Annotated in this window: 11 protein-coding genes; 2 read left to right on the forward strand and 9 right to left on the reverse strand. The window is 72.8% G+C overall.

Annotated elements, in window-relative coordinates; translation table 11 throughout:
• Positions 1-758: 758 nt before the first annotated feature.
• The 4 genes from galE to OG711_RS24665 all read right to left on the reverse strand — a co-directional run bounded on the left by galE (position 759) and on the right by OG711_RS24665 (position 5,638).
• Positions 759-1,745 (reverse strand): UDP-glucose 4-epimerase GalE, encoded by a 987-nt coding sequence (galE, locus tag OG711_RS24650; RefSeq protein WP_329560492.1) that lies wholly within the window; start codon positions 1,743-1,745, stop codon positions 759-761.
• Between the two features lie 245 nt (positions 1,746-1,990).
• Positions 1,991-3,853 (reverse strand): glycosyltransferase family 2 protein, encoded by a 1,863-nt coding sequence (locus tag OG711_RS24655; protein ID WP_329560494.1) that lies wholly within the window; start codon positions 3,851-3,853, stop codon positions 1,991-1,993.
• The gene (locus OG711_RS24660; RefSeq protein ID WP_405674036.1) at positions 3,826-5,142 is read right to left on the reverse strand and encodes a glycosyltransferase 87 family protein; all 1,317 of its coding nucleotides are present in this window, start codon (positions 5,140-5,142) and stop codon (positions 3,826-3,828) included. The genes OG711_RS24655 and OG711_RS24660 overlap by 28 nt, the downstream gene beginning before the upstream one ends.
• Before the next feature lie 163 nt (positions 5,143-5,305).
• Positions 5,306-5,638, reverse strand: a complete 333-nt coding sequence (locus OG711_RS24665; protein ID WP_329560496.1) for an ArsR/SmtB family transcription factor — start codon at positions 5,636-5,638, stop codon at positions 5,306-5,308.
• A gap of 194 nt (positions 5,639-5,832) precedes the next feature.
• Here OG711_RS24665 and OG711_RS24670 point away from each other — a divergent pair, with 194 nt between their 5' ends.
• Positions 5,833-7,200 (forward strand): DHA2 family efflux MFS transporter permease subunit, encoded by a 1,368-nt coding sequence (locus tag OG711_RS24670; protein ID WP_405674038.1) that lies wholly within the window; start codon positions 5,833-5,835, stop codon positions 7,198-7,200.
• Here OG711_RS24670 and OG711_RS24675 read toward each other — a convergent pair.
• Positions 7,121-7,657, reverse strand: a complete 537-nt coding sequence (locus tag OG711_RS24675) for a GNAT family N-acetyltransferase (protein WP_329560498.1) — start codon at positions 7,655-7,657, stop codon at positions 7,121-7,123. The two genes, OG711_RS24670 and OG711_RS24675, sit on opposite strands and share 80 nt — an antisense overlap.
• Positions 7,658-8,269: 612 nt before the next feature.
• Complete coding sequence (locus OG711_RS24680) at positions 8,270-9,832, reverse strand: hypothetical protein (RefSeq protein WP_099284651.1); 1,563 nt, start codon at positions 9,830-9,832, stop codon at positions 8,270-8,272.
• A 364-nt stretch (positions 9,833-10,196) separates the two neighbouring features.
• On the opposite strand from OG711_RS24680, the gene OG711_RS24685 reads away from it, so the two are divergent.
• Positions 10,197-12,485, forward strand: a complete 2,289-nt coding sequence (locus tag OG711_RS24685; protein ID WP_329560501.1) for a bifunctional glycosyltransferase/CDP-glycerol:glycerophosphate glycerophosphotransferase — start codon at positions 10,197-10,199, stop codon at positions 12,483-12,485.
• A gap of 145 nt (positions 12,486-12,630) precedes the next feature.
• On the opposite strand, the gene OG711_RS24690 is transcribed toward OG711_RS24685, so the two are convergent.
• Genes OG711_RS24690 through OG711_RS24700 form a run of 3 tightly spaced genes read right to left on the reverse strand, consistent with a single transcriptional unit; the run spans position 12,631 to position 16,326 of the window.
• Complete coding sequence (locus tag OG711_RS24690; RefSeq protein ID WP_266516129.1) at positions 12,631-13,548, reverse strand: carbohydrate ABC transporter permease; 918 nt, start codon at positions 13,546-13,548, stop codon at positions 12,631-12,633.
• Positions 13,545-14,897 carry a carbohydrate ABC transporter permease gene (locus OG711_RS24695; protein ID WP_073794060.1) on the reverse strand — a complete coding sequence of 451 codons (1,353 nt, stop codon included), beginning with the start codon at positions 14,895-14,897 and terminating at the stop codon, positions 13,545-13,547. Before OG711_RS24695 ends, OG711_RS24690 begins: the two co-directional genes overlap by 4 nt.
• 7 nt (positions 14,898-14,904) lie before the next feature.
• Entirely contained in the window at positions 14,905-16,326 is a 1,422-nt protein-coding gene (locus OG711_RS24700) for an ABC transporter substrate-binding protein (RefSeq protein WP_073794057.1), read from the reverse strand.
• Between the last annotated feature and the right edge of the window lie 227 nt (positions 16,327-16,553).

The raw sequence follows: 16,553 nt of genomic DNA on the forward strand, positions 1-16,553 counted from the left end.
GCGGTCGTTCTTCGGGTGCGGGGCCGTCCTCGTTTTTGCGCGGTTCCCCGCGCCCCTGGGTTCGCCTACCTGAACGCATCTGTTCCTGTGCGGGTTGTCCGTGGGTGCGCAGTTCCCCGCGCCCCTGAGGTGCTGCCCCATTACGGTCGCTCTTCGGGTGCGGGCCGGTCCTCGTTTGCGCAGTTCCCCGCGCCCCTTTGGGGGCGCCTCGGGTTGCTGGGGCTGTCCGTCTTCTGCGGAACCCCCCTCCTCGCGCAGTCGCATGGCTGCGGGAGGGGGTGGGCGGGAATCTCTGCCCGCAGACTCCGATGCTCTTCAGTCGGGTAAGGGGGATGTCCGACCGAGCGCGTTGGAGCGAGGACGGAGAATCCCGACCGGCCCCGACCCGAAGAACCGGCCGGATGCGCCCCAAAGGGGCGCGGGGAACTGCGCGAAACCACCGAGCGACGGCACAGGAACGAAGGGCGCCCAGCCGGACGGACCTCGGAAGCGCAAGCGAAGGCGACCCGCGGGGAACTGCGCGAAGACGAGAACCGCCCCGCACCCGAAGAGCGACCAGAAGGGGCAGCATCCAGGGGCGCGGGGAACTGCGCGAAACCACCGAGCGACGGCACAGGAACGAAGTACGTCCCGCCGGACGGACCTGGGAAGCGCAAGCGAAGGCGACCCGCGGGGAACTGCGCACCCCACGAGCGACGGCACAGGGAACAAGTGCGCCCAGCTGGAACCCCAGGCGCGACGGGGAGCCGTGGAACGTGTCAGCGGCGGGGCGCCGGGCGGGACTGGGCGCGCTGCCAGCCCAGCCAAGCCGACGTGACCATGTCGCGCACATCCCGCTGCGGCTTCCACCCGAGCACCCGCGCGGCCCGATCGGCACAGGCGACGACCCGCGCGGGGTCCCCCGCCCGCCGCGGCGCGACCTCCGGCGGGAGACGACTGCCCGTGGCGGCCGTGATCTCGCTGATCATCTCGCGCACGGAGACCCCCTCGCCCCGCCCGATGTTGAGGGTCAGTTCGGCGCCCGGACCCCGCTCCCGCAGATGCCGCGCGGCGGCCACATGCGCCTCGGCCAGGTCCGCGACATGGATGTAGTCACGTACACAGGTGCCGTCCGGCGTCGCGTGGTCGGTGCCGAAGATACGCGGCGGCCGGTTCGCGGTCAGCCGCTCCAGGACCATGGGGACAAGGTTGAACTTGCCGCTGTCCGCGAGTTCGGGTGAGGCGGCCCCCGCGACGTTGAAGTAGCGCAGCGACGCCGTCGACAGCCCATGGGCGCGCCCGGCGGCCCTGACCAGCCACTCACCGACGAGCTTGGTCTCGCCGTACGGGTTCACCGGCACGCACGGGGTGTCCTCCGTGACCAGCCGGGTGTCCGGCGCGCCGTAGACGGCCGCCGACGACGAGAAGACGAACGAGGACACCTCGGCCGCCGTCACCGCGTCGAGGAGGACCCGCAGGCCCTCGACGTTCTCGTGGTAGTAGCGCAGCGGGAGTTCCACGGACTCGTCGACCCGTTTGCGGCCCGCCAGATGCACGACCCCGGTGATCTCGTGCCCGGACAGCGCGCGGGCGACCAGCTTCGGGTCCAGGGTCGATCCCACCACCAGGGGTACGCCGTCGGGCACCCGGTCGGCGTCGCCGGTGGAGAGGTCGTCGTAGACCACGGTCCGCTCGCCCGCCGCGCGCATCGCGCGGACGACATGGGCCCCGATGTAGCCGGCACCGCCGGTGATCAGCCAGGTCATGGTCGTTGTTCACCCTGTCCTGTCGTATGGGCGCGCGTCTGGCGGCGCGCGCTGAAGCGTGTCATGCGGTGGTCGCACGGACGCGCGAAGAGGGATCGCCCGTACGGGCGCAGTCTGTCAGAGCCCACCGCCCCCGCGCTGAGCTGCGACGCAACCAAGAGGAATTCTGACTTCCCGTCAACAGTGGGCGCAAGTAACCCCTTTGGGTGATCTTCCGCGACGAGGTGCAGTGTCGTGCGCCGGTGCTACGGGGAGGGCCGCCGTCCGCCGGGGCGCAGCAGCCGGACCAGCCGCCGTCGTGCGACCCCGAGCGCCCCGCGTGGCCCGAGGGCGATCCGCAGCGCGAGCGCCCCCGAGTGGGTGGCGTAGGGCTGCGCCAGCAGGAAGCCGTGCCGGGGGTCGGGGACGGCGTGGCGCCGCAGGTCCCCGGGTCCCTCCGCGGCGTGCGCGGTGACCCGGCGCCCGGTGCCGTCGGCGAACCGCAGCCGCACCCGCAGGTCCCATGTCCCGGCGCCCAGCTCCCGCAGCGGCACGGCGGCCTCGGCGGTCCAGGTGCCGTCGTGCCGCCCGGCGGTGAATTCCACGGCGTGCGCCCATCCCACCCGTCCCGACCGCCGTTCCGCGAACTCCGCGACGGCCGTCACAGGTCCCGCCGCGGCCACCCGCCCGTACAGCTCGTGCAGCCGGAGCCGCAGCAGTGTCCCGCGCGCGCGGGGGCGCAGCCGGCCCTCGACGGCCAGCGGCAGGGCCGCGGCGGGCCGGACGACGAGCTTCTCCAGGGTGGCCCCGGGCAGCTCGGCGGACCACACGGGGGTGCCGTCCGGATCGCGCGCGTAGGGCGGCAGCAGCCGGGCGGGACGGGCGGCGAGTTCCCGCAGCCGTACGAGGTCCCTGGGTTCGGGTGAGACGAGCAGCACGCGCGCGACGAGGCGTCCCGGACTGTCGGCGGGTTCCAGGTCGGCGCTGTCGAATCCGGCCAGATGGGCGCGGGCGTCGGCCCACCACAGTCGCCGGTACTCGGGGGAGCGGCGGACGAGCTCCTTCGCGTACATGCGCAGCGAGAGGTCGAGGAACGCGGCCCGGCTCGCGCGCGCGAGGGACTTCGCGCCCGCCGCGCGGAGGATGTCGACGGCCTGTCCGTGGGCGCGGGTGCGGGCCCGCCAGTTGTCGACGCCCGCGCGGTCCAGCGAGATCGACAGCCGGGACGCCCCGCGCCGCACATGCCACACATAGACGGGGTCCGGCACGCGGGCGATCCGGGGCCCGGCGGCGAGCACCCGGGCGGTGAACACGAAGTCCTCGTAGGGGAAGCGGCCGTCGGGGAACCGGATGCCGTGGCCGCGCAGGAAGTCCGTGCGGTAGAGCTTGTTGACGCACAGGGTGTCCCGCGCGAGCGCCGGGAGATCGGCCGGGTGCTCCACGACGGGCAGCCCGGTGGGTGCTCCGACGGGTCCGGCCGGGCCGCTTTCCGGGACGGCCGGGGGGCGTGGGGCGGCCCCGGCCGGGTCGAAGGGTTCGGCGGGGTCGGCCGGTTTCCAGGGGTCCGACAGATCCACCAGGTCCAGCGGGTCCTCCGCCGGGTTCACCGGGTTCACCGGGTCCGGCGGGTCCGGCGCGTCCGGTGGTGCCGACGGGGGCGGGGGGAGCGCCGGATCACCGGGCCCGGTGGGGCGCGGGGTGTACAGCCGGGGCTGCCAGGGGGTGTCGGGGCCGTGGGGGAGTTCGCGGCGTACGCAGAGCCCCGCGGCGACCTGGGCACGGTGCTCCTGGGCGGCCGTGAGGAGCCGTTCGGCGGCCCGGGGCGGCAGGAGGTCGTCGCTGTCGAGGAACATCACGTACGGGGCCGTGCAGGCCGCCAGACCGTCGTTGCGGGGGGTGCCGCAGCCGCCGCTGTTGCCGGTGCGGGGCAGGACCCGCAGCCGGGGTTCGCCGTCCGCGAGGGCGGCCAGTACTTCCCGGCTGCCGTCGGTGGAGCCGTCGTCCACGGCGATCACCTCCCGGACCACCGGCCCTTGGGCCAGGGCGGAGCGCACCGCGTCGGCCACGTGCGTCGCGTCGTCGTGGCCGATCACGATCACGCTCACCTGGGCGTGGCGCGGGAGTTCCACGGAACACTCCTCGGGGTCTCGTGCGCGTCGGGGGCGGGCGGCGGCGGGCGGCGGGCGCCGGGCGGCCGGGTCGCGCGCCACAGCCGCCGCGCGGACAGCGCGGTCGCGGCGACCAGTAGTCCGTTGCGTGTCAGCAGCAGCAGACAGCCCGTCCAGCTCGAAGCGACCACCTCCGCGTACAGCAGCGGGTAGACGACCGTGCTGACCGCCGTGGCCAGCACCACCAGCGCCGCCACCGGCCGCTGGCTGGTGCGGTGCGAGGTGAGGCACACGGCGGCGAGCCCCAGCAGCCACACCAGGTACTGCGGGCTGATGACCCGGCTCGTCGTCGTGAACAGCAGCACCGCGCACAGGGCCGCGTCGTAGGGCGTGGCCTCGGTCCAGCGGCGGGCCCCCGCGCGCCACACCAGCAGCAGCACCCCGGCGGCGGCGGTCAGCGCCAGCGACACGGCGGCGACGGTGTCCACCTGGGGGCCGACGAACTCCATCGCGCCGTACCGGTACCGCACCGTCCCGGGCCATCCCGCGTGCCGGGCGAGGCCCAGCAGGGTGCCGCCCAGCGACTCGATCTGCACCCCGCGCGCGCCTTGCTCGCGCAGGAAGCCCTGCGGGTTGCGGAACGCGACGGCCAGCAGGATCAACAGCAGCCCGCCCGTGACGGCCGCCGCCGTCCACGCCCGGCGGGTGGGGCGGCCCCGGGGTGTGCCCAGCAGGATCAGCGCGGGCCACAGCTTCACCGCGGCCCCGAGCGCCGCGCACACCCCTCCCGCGCGCGCGGACCGCTCCGCGACCAGCAGCCCGGCCACGGCGAAGGCGGTCACCTGTACGTCGTAGCGCGCGAGCGGCAGATGCAGCAGCAGGGGGAGTGCGCACACCCACAGCGCGGCGCCGCCCAGGGTGCGGCCGGGCCGCAGCCCCGCGCGCGTGAGGGCCGCGGTGACGATGGCGTCCGCGAGCAGGGTCAGTGCGACGAACGCCTCGAAATAGGTCAGCCAGGGCACCAGCGCGGGCGCGAGCAGCACGGGTCCCGCGCCCGGTGGGTACTGCCACAGCGCGTCGCCCACCGGGAAGGTCCCGTCGCCCAGTTGCCCCGCCCAGCGCGCGTACAGATGGTGCACCTCGCGGGACACCCCACCGGAACCGAGCAGGACGGAACCGCTGTGCGTGAGCAGGAACAGCATCCCCGCGCGCGTGGCGAGCCATCCGGCCGCCAGGGCGAGCGGTCCGCCGCCGAGGGGCCGGGTACGGCGTGCGGACGCGCTGCCCGGGACGAGTGTCTGAGGGGTCATCAGCGGGAGCGTATGCCGCACAACGGACGAGACCCCGCCTAATACGCCCAGGCGCCACCGTATGACCAGAAAATCGCCCGCATGCTGCTCAAGACCTGCCTCGCGGCCCGCTGCGCGCGGGAGGGCCGGCGAACTGCCGCGCGGGGCCGCCCGTCGTGTGTCCTCATGGCGTACCGCTCGGCGACTCGGTCGCGGCGAGGCGCAGGATCGGCCCGAGCAGGTCCGGGAAGCGGGCGCCGAGATCGTCGGCGCGCAGCCGGATGCGCCGGTGCCGACCGTCGACGGTCATGCTGATCAGACCGGCCTCGCGCAGGATCCGCCAGTGGTTGGACAGCGTCGACAGCGGCACGGTCAGCCCTTCGGCGAGCGCGGAACAGGTCGAGTCCGGGCTTCCCATGGCTCGCCGCACCAGCTCCAGACGTACCGGATCGCCGAGCGCGTGCAGCACCGGTGCGAGCGTCAACGACTCGGTCGAGGGCTGGGGCAGTGGTCGCATGGCCCGATCCTAACATTCAGTTCGATAGTTCGGGATTATGGAACTATCCTGGAAGTTCTTCGACGCCCTCAGGGGCATCCGCGTCGCAGAAGGGAACGGCGTTGACCGCACACCAGGACTTACCGAAGGCCGAGGCACCCGAGGCAGTGGACAGGCGGCCGAAGCGGACAGCGCTCCTGCTCACCGTGACCTGTATGGGGCAGTTCATGGTGCTGCTCGACAGCACGATCGTCGGCGCGGCGCTGCCCGATATGCAGCAGCGCCTGCACCTCCGGCTGGACGGCCTGCAATGGATCGTCGACTCCTATGTGCTGCTCGTCGCCATGCTGCTGCTCTCCGGCGGTGTCCTCGCCGACCGTCTCGGCCGCAAACGCGTGTTCCTGGCCGGTGCGACGGTGTTCACCCTCGCCTCGGTGCTGTGCGCCGCCGCCCCCTCGCCGGGATGGCTGATCGCTGGACGCGCGCTCCAGGGCATCGGGGCCGCCGCGCTGAGCCCCGCCTCGCTGGCTCTGCTCGCCGCCGCCCACCCCGTGCCGCAGGACCGCGTCAAGGCCATCGGGCTGTGGGCCGGACTCAGCGGGATCGGCCTGGCCGCCGGACCGGCCGCCGGCGGGGTCCTGGTGGACGCGTTCGGCTGGCCGGCCATCTTCCTCGTCAACGTACCCATCGGCGCCGTCCTGCTCGTGGCCGCTCTGTACGTCCTGACCGAGTCCAGCGACCCGGCCGCACCGGCGATCGACATCCCGGGCGCGGCCCTGTCCGTCCTCGGTGTGGGGGCGCTGTCCTTCGGACTGATCGAGGGCGGTTCCCGCGGCTGGACCTCGCCGGTGATCCTCGGCAGCTTCGCCGCCGCGGTGGTGACCCTCGCCGCCTTCGTCGCCGTCGAACAGCGCGCTCCGGCACCGATGCTGCCGCTGCGGCTGTTCCGGCAGCGGCTGTTCACCGTCTCCAGCACCGCGATGGCCGTCGTCGGTTTCGCGCTCATGGGGTCGTCCTTCTTCTTCTCCCAGTTCTTCGTCCACGTCCAGGGCAGTTCGATCCTGCGCGCGGGCCTCCAGACCCTGCCCGTCACCCTCGCCATGGTCGTCGTCAGCCCGTACGCGGGCCGTCTCGCCGTCAGGTACGGCTTCCGGATCGTGGTCACCACCGGCCTCGCCCTGGCCGGACCGGGGCTGCTGGCACTGGGCTTCGTCCAGGCCGACACCGCCTACGCGCACGTCTGGTGGCGACTGGCCGTCACCGGCGTCGGATTCGCCCTGGCCATGTCCCCGCTGACCGGAGCCGCCATCCAGGCCGTCGGCACGCACGAGAGCGGACTCGCGTCGGGTGTCATCAGCACCACCCGGCAGATCGGCGCGGTGCTCGGGGTGGCGGTCCTCGGAGCGGTCGTCCGCACCCGGCAGTCCGGCGGCGCCTCCTTCGAGGCAGCCCTCAGCAGCGCCTTCGTCGTGGCGGGCGCCGTCACCCTGGCCGGCGCCGTGGTCACCGGCCTGTGGCTGTGGACGCGCCGTGGAACGGGAGCAGCATCGTGTCCGACGCCCCCTCACGTCCCACGGCGGTGAAGCCACGGGCGGCATAGAGACGGACGGCCGGGTTCCCGTCCTCCACGCTGAGGCTCAGCCCGTCGGCGCCGGACCGCTCCGCCAGCCTCACCAGTTCGTCCAGCAGGGCACTCCCGACACCACGTCCCCGATATGCGGGCAGAACACCGATGGTCAGCTCCGGCACCTGCGGGCCGACATGGCCGTACCCGGGTTCGTCGGCCGGGAAGACCCGCGCCCAGGCAGCACCCACAGGCCGCCCGGCGTCGTCCTCGGCCACCACGCCGAAGTCTCCCGGCCGGGGCCACCCCGTGACGTAGTGCGCGATGTCCGGCGTCCCCAGGGCCTCGTCAAGGGTGAACCGGGGCCCGTCCCAGTTGAACGCCGCGAGCAGCACCTCCCCCAGAAACCCCCCGTCCCCCGCCCCCGCGGCCCGCAACCGAACCCCCGCACCGAAAACACCCGCCCCATCCGTCATCCCCCCTACCTACCAACACCCCCACACCCCCCGCGACCCATTAACCCCCAGTCCACAGGAACAGCCCCGCACCCGAAGGACATCATCAGCCAGCCAGCGCCCCCAAAGGGGCGCGGGGAACTGCGCAAACCCACGAGCGACGGCACAGGAATGAAGTACCCCCCGCCGGACAGACCCAGGAAGCGCAAGTGAAGGCGACCCGCGGGGAACCGCGCAAAAACGAGGACCGCCCCGCACTCGAAGAACAACCCGAAGGGGCGCCCCAAAGGGGCGCGGGGAACTGCGCAAAAGACGAGGGCAGCCCCGCACCCGAAGAGCGACAGCAAGAGGCACCCACCCAGGGGCGCGGGGAACTGCGCAAACCCACGAGCGACGGCACAGGAACGAAGTACCCCCCGCCGGACAGACCCAGGAAGCGCAAGTGAAGGCGACCCGAGGGGAACAATCCCCCCGCCCCGCTCGTCAGACACCACAGAGGGTGTGGCGGGGCCGCTGGTATCCCCCCCCACCAGCGGCCCCGCGCATCCTCGCCCCCCGATCGTGCGCCGGGCCCGCCCGGCGCACCCCGGCGTCCTGGTCAGACGCCCGTCACCCGCGTACGGGGTGCCCTGGTCAGGCGCCCCGCACCCGGGCGAGCACCTCCCCGCTGCGCGGGTCCCACGCGACGACGACCGCCTCCGGCGGAGCCGTCTGCCGGGGCGACAGCAGCAGCCACCGCACCCCGTAGCGCTTCACGATCTCCGCCCGCCGCGTGGGCGAGGAGTTCGGCGCGAGATAGGTGTGCACCGCCGACCACCGGCGGCTCCGCTCGCGTTCCTCCAGCGCGGGATCGGGCCACGGCGGCGCCACCAGGTTCAGCCCGTACCCCGGCAGTGACCGGGCAGGCCGGTACCCGTCCGCGAGGATCACCTCGCCGCGCCCGACATGCTGCGTCACCCACGCGTACGTGGGCCACCGCGGCGGCTGCTTGAACCCGACCGGGTCCAGCGAGCGGGGCACCACCGCCCCCGCGTGCACCGTGAGGAAGCCGGTCAGCGCCGCCGCCACGGCCGCCACGCCGAGTGCCCGCCGCCGCCGTGACCAGGGCCGGGGCGTGGCCAGCTCCACCGCGAGGGCGAAGTGCAGCGGGACCAGGGCCATACCCATCACCCGTCCGTAGGTGTAGTGCCCGGTGAACCAGCCGTACGCGATGACCAGCAGGTCCAGGCCGAACATCAGCACCAGCGGGTCCCGGCCGCCGTCGCGCCGCCATCTGGCCCACAGCGCGGGCAGCCCCAGCGCCCCGAGCCAGAAGCGCTCACGGGTGTTCCGGTAGAGCCGTGCGTGGATGGCGTCCACGCTGGAGTCGCCCGCCAGTGAGAACACCGAGAAATACGGCCACATCGCCGCCACCGCGCACGCCGCGAGCACGGCGAGCAGCCACGGCAGCCCGACCCCGTACCGGCGCCACGCCGCGCGTGACAGCCACTGCCGCCCGTGCGCGGGGACGACGAACGCCGCGACGCCGACGGCCGCCGCGATCACGGTGATCGGGTGGACGAGCAGGATCAGCCCGAGCAGCGCGCCCAGTCCCGCGTGCCCCCGCCACCGGGGCGCGGAGTCCCGGATCAGCGACGCCGTCCACGCCCATGCCCAGAAGGTCAGGCCGATCGCGAACGTGGACGGGTACCCGAGGTTCCCCGTCATCGACATCAGCCCGAGGAACCCGGACCACCAGGTGCCGAGCGTGCCCCACAGCAGCAGCATCGCGGCCAGCGCGAACACCGGTGCCCACGGCCCGGTCGTGGGGCGGGAGACCGCGCGGGTGAACCGGGCGACACCGGTGAGCAGGACCAGCAGGTTCACCGGGCCGGAGAGTTTGACGACCTCCCAGCCCGCGAGACCCGTGAGCTTCGCGAACAGCGCCTGCGTCACCGCGTACGGCGTGTAGTAGGGGCTGCCGTCGCCCGGCAGGTCGGCCATCGGGTGCCGGGGTGACAGCAGATCCGCCGTGAGACGTTCCACCACGGCCGCGTGCTGCCCGAAGTCGCAGCACATCGGCACCCGCCAGTACGCGAGGGACATCACCAGCCAGAACAGCCCGCCGAACACCATGAACGGAGTGGGGCGCCGGCGGTGTCCGCGAAGCGCGGTAGCGCCCCGGGCCCGGGTACGGGTCAGGAGATCGGCGCTCATCGTGCGCCTCCGTGTCGTGCGGTGTCGATGGTCATGTCGGAGCCCCGCGATCGGTGGTGGTGCGGCCGGGGCGGGGAATCCCCGCCCCTGGGGGAGGACGTGCCGGACCGCCGGCCGAGCTCCTGCCGGCGCTGGCGGCATGCCGCCGTGCGGCGTTCCGCGTGGCTGCCGGGCAGGACGGGGCTGGGCGGGAGCTGCACGTGGCGCCGCCTTTCGACGGGAAAGCGTGAGACGCGTGACCTCTCAGCAAAGGGGAGGGTTCGTCGCCTTTGCCGATTCCCGTCATCGCCCGCGCCGTTGATCACCCCATCGAGTGACGAACGGTCTTCGACAGGCTGGGCCGACCTGACTACCGTCGAGAGTTATGCCCCGATTCTCCGTAGTCGTCCCCGTATATCGCATTCAGGGCTACCTACGGGAGTGCCTGGAGTCGGTCCTGGGACAGACCCCTCCCCCCGACGGCACCCCCGACCCCGCCCCCGTCACCCCCACGCCCGACGCCCCCGCCGCGCCCACCCCCGACCCCTCCACCCCGGGCGACCGCACCCCCGACCGCCCCACCCCCAGCCGCCGCGCCCCCAGCCGCCGCGCCCCCCACCACCTCGCCGCCCCCGCCGCGCTCACCGTCGACCGCCCCACCCCCAGCCGTCCCCCCACCCTCGAACTCATCGTCGTGGACGACGCGTCCCCCGACGCGAGCGCCGCGATCGCCGCCGAGTACGCGGCCCGGGACCCCCGGGTCCGGCTGATCCGACTGGACCGGCACACCGGCGCGGGCGCGGCCCGCAACGCGGGAGCCGCCCGCGCCCGGGGCGAGTACCTCTTCTTCCTGGACGGTGACGACCTGCTGCTGCCGGGGGCCCTCACCGCCCTCGACCGGGCCCTCACCCACGCGGGCGACCCCGAGGTCCTGCTGTTCGGACACGACACGATCGACTGGTGGGAGACCGTCCGGCCGGTCGACGAGGACCTGACCGGCGACCCCCTCGCCCTCGCCCCCGTCGCCTGGAACCGGGTCGTACGACGCGAGTTCTGGCACGCCCACGCGCTGGGGTTCACCGACGAGGCCCCCTACGAGGACGTGATCCCCGCCCACCGGGCCGTCCTGCTGGCGGGCGAGCGGGCCACCGTGCTCGACCGGGTCTGTGTGCGCTGGCGCGAACGGCGCGGCGGCAGCGTCTCCACCACCCCCGGCCCCGCGCACCTCGCGTTCCTCGCCCGCTACGACACCCTGCTCGGCGGCCTCGCACCGGACGAGCGCGCCCGGGTCTTCCCGTACCTCACCCCCCGCGCGCTCGCCGTGCTCACCGATCCCGGCCGGATCAGGTCCGCCGACCGCCGGGACTTCTTCCGGGAGACCGCCCGGCTGCACCGCGCCCACGCGCCCGCCGGACACGTCCCGCGGACCGCGGAGGAACGCGCGGTCGCCGCCGGTTCCTCCCTCGCCTACGACAAGCTGCGCAAGGCCGGCACCCGGCGCCGACGCCTCGCCGCGGGACTGAACCGCGGACGGGCCGGGCTGCGCGGCAGGCTCATGCGGGCCGCCTACCGCGCCGACCTGCGCCGCGGACTCGACCCCCGGCTGGCCGTCTACAGCGCCTACTGGAACCGCGGTGTCTCCTGCAATCCCGCCGCCGTGTACGCCAAGGCCCGGGAACTCGCCCCGCACATCCGTGGGGTGTGGGTGGTCGCCGCCGAGCACCGCCACCATGTCCCGGACGGCGTCGAGTACGTCGTCGAGGGCACCCGCCGCTACTGGCGGACCATGGCCCGCGCCACCTACCTCGTCAGCAACTCCGGCTTCCCCGGCGGATTCACCAAACGCCCCGGCCAGACCTACCTCCAGACCCACCACGGCACCCCGCTCAAGAGGATGGGCCTCGATCAGCGCCGCTATCCCGCCGGGACGCACGGCATCAGCTTCAGCGCGGTCCTCGCCCACGCCGACCAGTGGGACCTCAGCCTCTCGGCCAACCCCCACTCCACCGAGGTCTGGGAACGCGGCTACCCCTCCACCGCGTACCGCGCCCTGGAACTGGGCTACCCCCGCAACGACGTCTACTTCCGCACCGGACCCGACGAGGTCGGACGGCTGCGTGCCGCGCTCGGCGTCCCGCCCGGCCGCACGGCCCTGCTCTACGCGCCCACCCACCGGGACCACCAGCCCGGCTTCCTGCCCCGGCTCGACCTGGAACGCTTCGTCCGCGCGCTGGGCCCCCGGTACGTGGTGCTGGTCCGCGCCCACTACCGCTGCGGACCCGGCGCGGAGGTCCCCCGGCACCCCCGCGTCCTCGACGTGACCGCCCACCACCGGGTCGAGGAACTGTGCCTCGCCGCCGACGCGCTGATCACCGACTACTCGTCACTGATGTTCGACTACGCATGCCTGGACCGCCCGATCATCACCTACGCCCCCGACTGGCAGGCGTACCGGCTGGCCCGCGGCACCTACTTCGACCTGCTGTCCGGCCGCCCCGGCGACACCCCGGGTGCCGTCGCCACCGTGGAGGACGAACTGATCGAACTGTTCCGCTCGGGCCGCTGGGACACCCCCGCGACGGACCGCCTCCGCGCGGCGTTCCGCACCCGCTTCTGTCCCTACGACGACGGCCACGCGGCGGAACGGGTGGTCCGTGAACTCATGCTGACCTGAGACGGGGCCCGGCGAGCGGCACCCCGCCCACCGGACCCCGCACCCCCTCACCGGACCCCCGAACCCGCTCACCGGAGGACCGCACCGGCCCCCCGCACCGGATCGGACCACCGGGACACCACGAGCGGCTGTGCTCCACGAGCGGCTACTTCACCGCGCCCGCCATCACCCCCGAGACGAACTGCCGCTGGAACGCGAAGAACACGGCCAGCGGGATCACCATCGAGATGAACGCCCCGGGCGCCAGCACATCGATGTTGTTGCCGAACTGGCGGACCTGGGTCTGGAGCGCCACGGTGATCGGCTGGTTCGCCGCGTCCGTGAAGATCAGGGCCACCAGCATGTCGTTCCAGACCCACAGGAACTGGAAGATCCCGAGGCTCGCGACCGCGGGACCGCCGAGCGGCAGCACCACCCGCAGGAACAGCCGCAGCTCACCCGCGCCGTCCAGCCGCGCGGCCTCCAGCAGCTCCCGGGGGATCTCCGCGAAGAAGTTCCGCAGCAGGAACACCGCGAACGGCAGCCCGAAGCCGACATGGAACAGCACCACGCCCAGGATCGACCCGAACAGCCCGAGATCCCCGAACAGCCGGGCGATCGGCAGCAGCGCCACCTGCACCGGCACCACCAGCAGCCCCACGACCCCGAGGAACCACCAGTCCCGCCCGGGGAACTCCAGCCATGCGAAGGCGTACCCGGCGAGCGCGCCGATCACCACCACCAGCACCGTCGTGGGTACGGCGATGAGGACCGTGTTCCACAGCGAGTCGGTGATCGCGGGGTTGTCCAGCAGCTTGCTGTAGTTGCCGAACGTCAGCTGCGCGGGTTCCGTGAGGACGGTCCACCAGCCGCTGTCCGCGAGATCGCGGGGGGTGCGCAGCGACGACAGGAGCAGTCCGAACGTGGGGACCAGCCAGAACACCCCCACGACGACCAGCAGCACCCGTACCAGCCCACCGCTGACCACACCCGCCAGCCGTGCCCCGAGCGAGGGTTTCGCCGGGGCCGTCCCCCCGGTCTTCGCCGTGGCCGCCGGGGCGGCCGTTCCACCGTGCGCGGTCATCGCCGTGCCTCCCGCCGCAGCCGCCGGATGTTGAACAGCATCACCGGGATCACGAGCAGCAGCAGCAGCACCGAGATCGCGCTCGCTACCCCTGGTCTGCCGTCGCTGAACGCCGACCGGTAGAGCTGGAGCGCCAGCACGTTCGCGTCGTCCTGCGACGAGCCGGGGGCGATGATGTACACCAGGTCGAAGATCTTCAGGACGTTGATCATCAGCGTCACCAGGACGACCGCGAGCACGGGCGCCAGCAGCGGCACGGTGATCCTGCGGAACACCTGCCACTCGTTCGCCCCGTCGACCCGGGCCGCCTCCATCAGCTCCCGGGGCACACTCGCGAGCCCCGCCGCGATCAGCACCATCGCGAAGCCCGCCCACATCCAGATGTACGACACGATCACCGCCGGGGTCACCAGCCCCGGCCCGAGCCAGTCCACCCCGTTGTACGCCTCCCGGAAGTTGGCCTCCGGCAGCCGCAGCAGCGCCCCGTCCGCCTTGTCCGACAGGGTGAACGTCCCGTCGGCGGCGGCGGTCGTCCGTTCGACGACCGTCCCGTCCCGCACGGCCTCGATCCGCATCCCCGGATATCCGAGCTCCGCGCTGTCGACCCCGCCGAGGGTGCCCACGCCCTTGCCCCGGGTGAAGTCCTGCCAGGTCGTGCCCGTCACCTTCCCCGGATCGGCGGACGCGGCCTTCGCGGCCTTCGCCCCGTCCGGCATCAGGTCCGGCGCCACCCCGACCAGCGGCAGTACGACCGGCTCACCTACGCGCACCGGATCCTTGGTGACGAACGCCCCGCCGCCCGCCGCGCGCAGCGGCGAATCACGGCCCGGGTGGGCCTTCGGGAACGCCGACGACTCGGCGAACGTGTCGTGCACCCCCACCCACACCGCGTTGGCGACACCCCGGTCCGGGTCCTGGTCGTAGACCAGCCGGAAGATGATGCCCGCCGCCAGCATCGAGATCGCCATCGGCATGAAGACGACCAGCTTGAACGCCGTGCCCCAGCTGACCCGTTCGGTCAGCACCGCGAAGATCAGCCCGAGGGCCGTCGCCAGGGTCGGCGCGAGGACGATCCAGATCACGTTGTTGCGGAACGCGGTCCTGATGCCGTCGTCCGTGAAGAGTTCCCGGTAGTTGTCGATCCCGGCGAAACCGCCGCCGGTGTCGCTGACGAAACTGCGGATCAGCGAGTACCCGATCGGGTAGACCACGAGTGCGCCGAGCAGCATCACGGCGGGCAGCAGGAACAGCACCACCACCGCCTTGCGGGTACCCGTCACACTCTTGCGCCGTGGGGACCTGGGGGACACCGGGCCGCTGCCGGTGCCCCCCGCCGTTGCCGACGTCATCGCCGGATCAGTCCTTGTACGCCTTGGCCGCGGCGGCCTCCAGCTTCTGCTGGGCCCCCGCCACGTCCTTCGGATCCTTCAGGAAGTCCTGGAGCACCTTCCACTCGCCCTTGCCGGGGGTGCCGCCGAACGCCTGCGGAGCCTGGTCCGACATATCGAAGCGGAAGTCGTCGCCCGCGCCGACCAGCGCCTTCGCGATGTCCCGCTGGACGTCGTTCGGGTACGACGCGAGATCCAGGCTCTTGTTCGGCGAGAGATAGCCGCCGAGCTTCGCCCAGACCGCCGCCGCGTCCGGCGACGCGAGGAAGGTGAGCAGTGCCTGGCCCGCCTTCGACTCCTTCAGCAGCACCGCCGCGTCACCGCCGCTGACCACGGGCGCCTCGCCGCCCACCGCGGGGAACGGGAACACCTTCGCGTCCGTGCCGATCTTCGCGTTCGCCTGGGCGACATTGATCCCGACGAAGTCCCCCTCGAAGACCATGCCCGCCTCCGGCTGGTCGCCGCCGGTGAACGTCTGCTCCACCGAGCGCGGGAACTCCGTCTGGAGCGCGCCGTCCGCGCCGCCCGCCAGATAGTCGTCCTTGCCGAAGAGCTCCCCGAGGGTGGTCAGGGCCTTCTTCACGGACGGGTCCGTCCACTTGATCTCGTGCTTGGCGAGCTGGTCGTACTTCTCCGGCCCGGCCTGCGACAGATAGACGTTCTCGAACCAGTCGGTGAGCACCCAGCCGTCGGCGCCGCCGACCGACATCGGGGTCACCCCCGAGTCGTACACCGTCCGCGCCGTCGCCATGAACTCGTCCCAGGTCTTCGGCTCCTTCGCCCCCGCGTTCTCGAAGACGGTCGTGTTGTACCAGACCAGCGACTTGTTGGCGGCCTTGAAGTACACGCCGTACTGCTCGCCGTCCACCTTCCCCAGGTCCTGCCAGCCCCGGGCGAAGTTCTTCGTCAACTGCTCCTTCGCGTCCGCGCCGACCGGCTTGGCCCACTTGTTGTCGACGGCCTGCTTCACGGCGCCGACCTGCGGGAGCATCGCCACGTCCGGCGGGGCGCCGCCCGCGATCTTCGAACCGAGGAAGTTGATGATCGGGTCCTGTGCGGGGACGAACGTGACCTTCGCGCCCGTCCGCTTCTCGAACTCGGCGAGCACCTTCTTGAAGTTCTCCTGCTCCGGTCCCGTCCATACGGCGGCGACCTCCAGCTTCTGCCCGTCCAGCTTGGGCAGTTGGAGTCCGGAGCCGCTGGGCGCGGTGGCGGTGCCCGTCGCGTTGTTCGCCCCGTCGCCGTCGCTGTCGCCGCCGTCGTCACCGCAGGCCGCCAGGCTCAGGGCGAGGGCGGTGGTGACCGCGAGGGCCCTGACCGGATGCCGGTGCCGGCGGCTCGTGGTCCTGCTGGTTCCGTTCGGATTTCCGTGCGGGTTGGTGGTGCGCATCGCTGCCCCGTCCTCTTGACGCGTCTGGCTCGCGTGCTTGCGAACGCTGGTCCGTGGGACCTGGTGTACGCCCGTGGGGTTCGGCCCGACAAGGGAACCGCCCCGCCCAACTACCCGATCGTGTCACCCTCGTGACTTCCCGCCCCCGCCCCTGGGTTTCCCGTGCGGGTCGCCTTCGCTCGCGCTTCCGAGGTCCGTCCGGCTGGGCGTACTTGTTCCCTGTACGG

This window comes from Streptomyces uncialis, from assembly GCF_036250755.1.
In the GTDB taxonomy this organism is placed as follows: Bacteria; Actinomycetota; Actinomycetes; order Streptomycetales; family Streptomycetaceae; genus Streptomyces; species Streptomyces uncialis.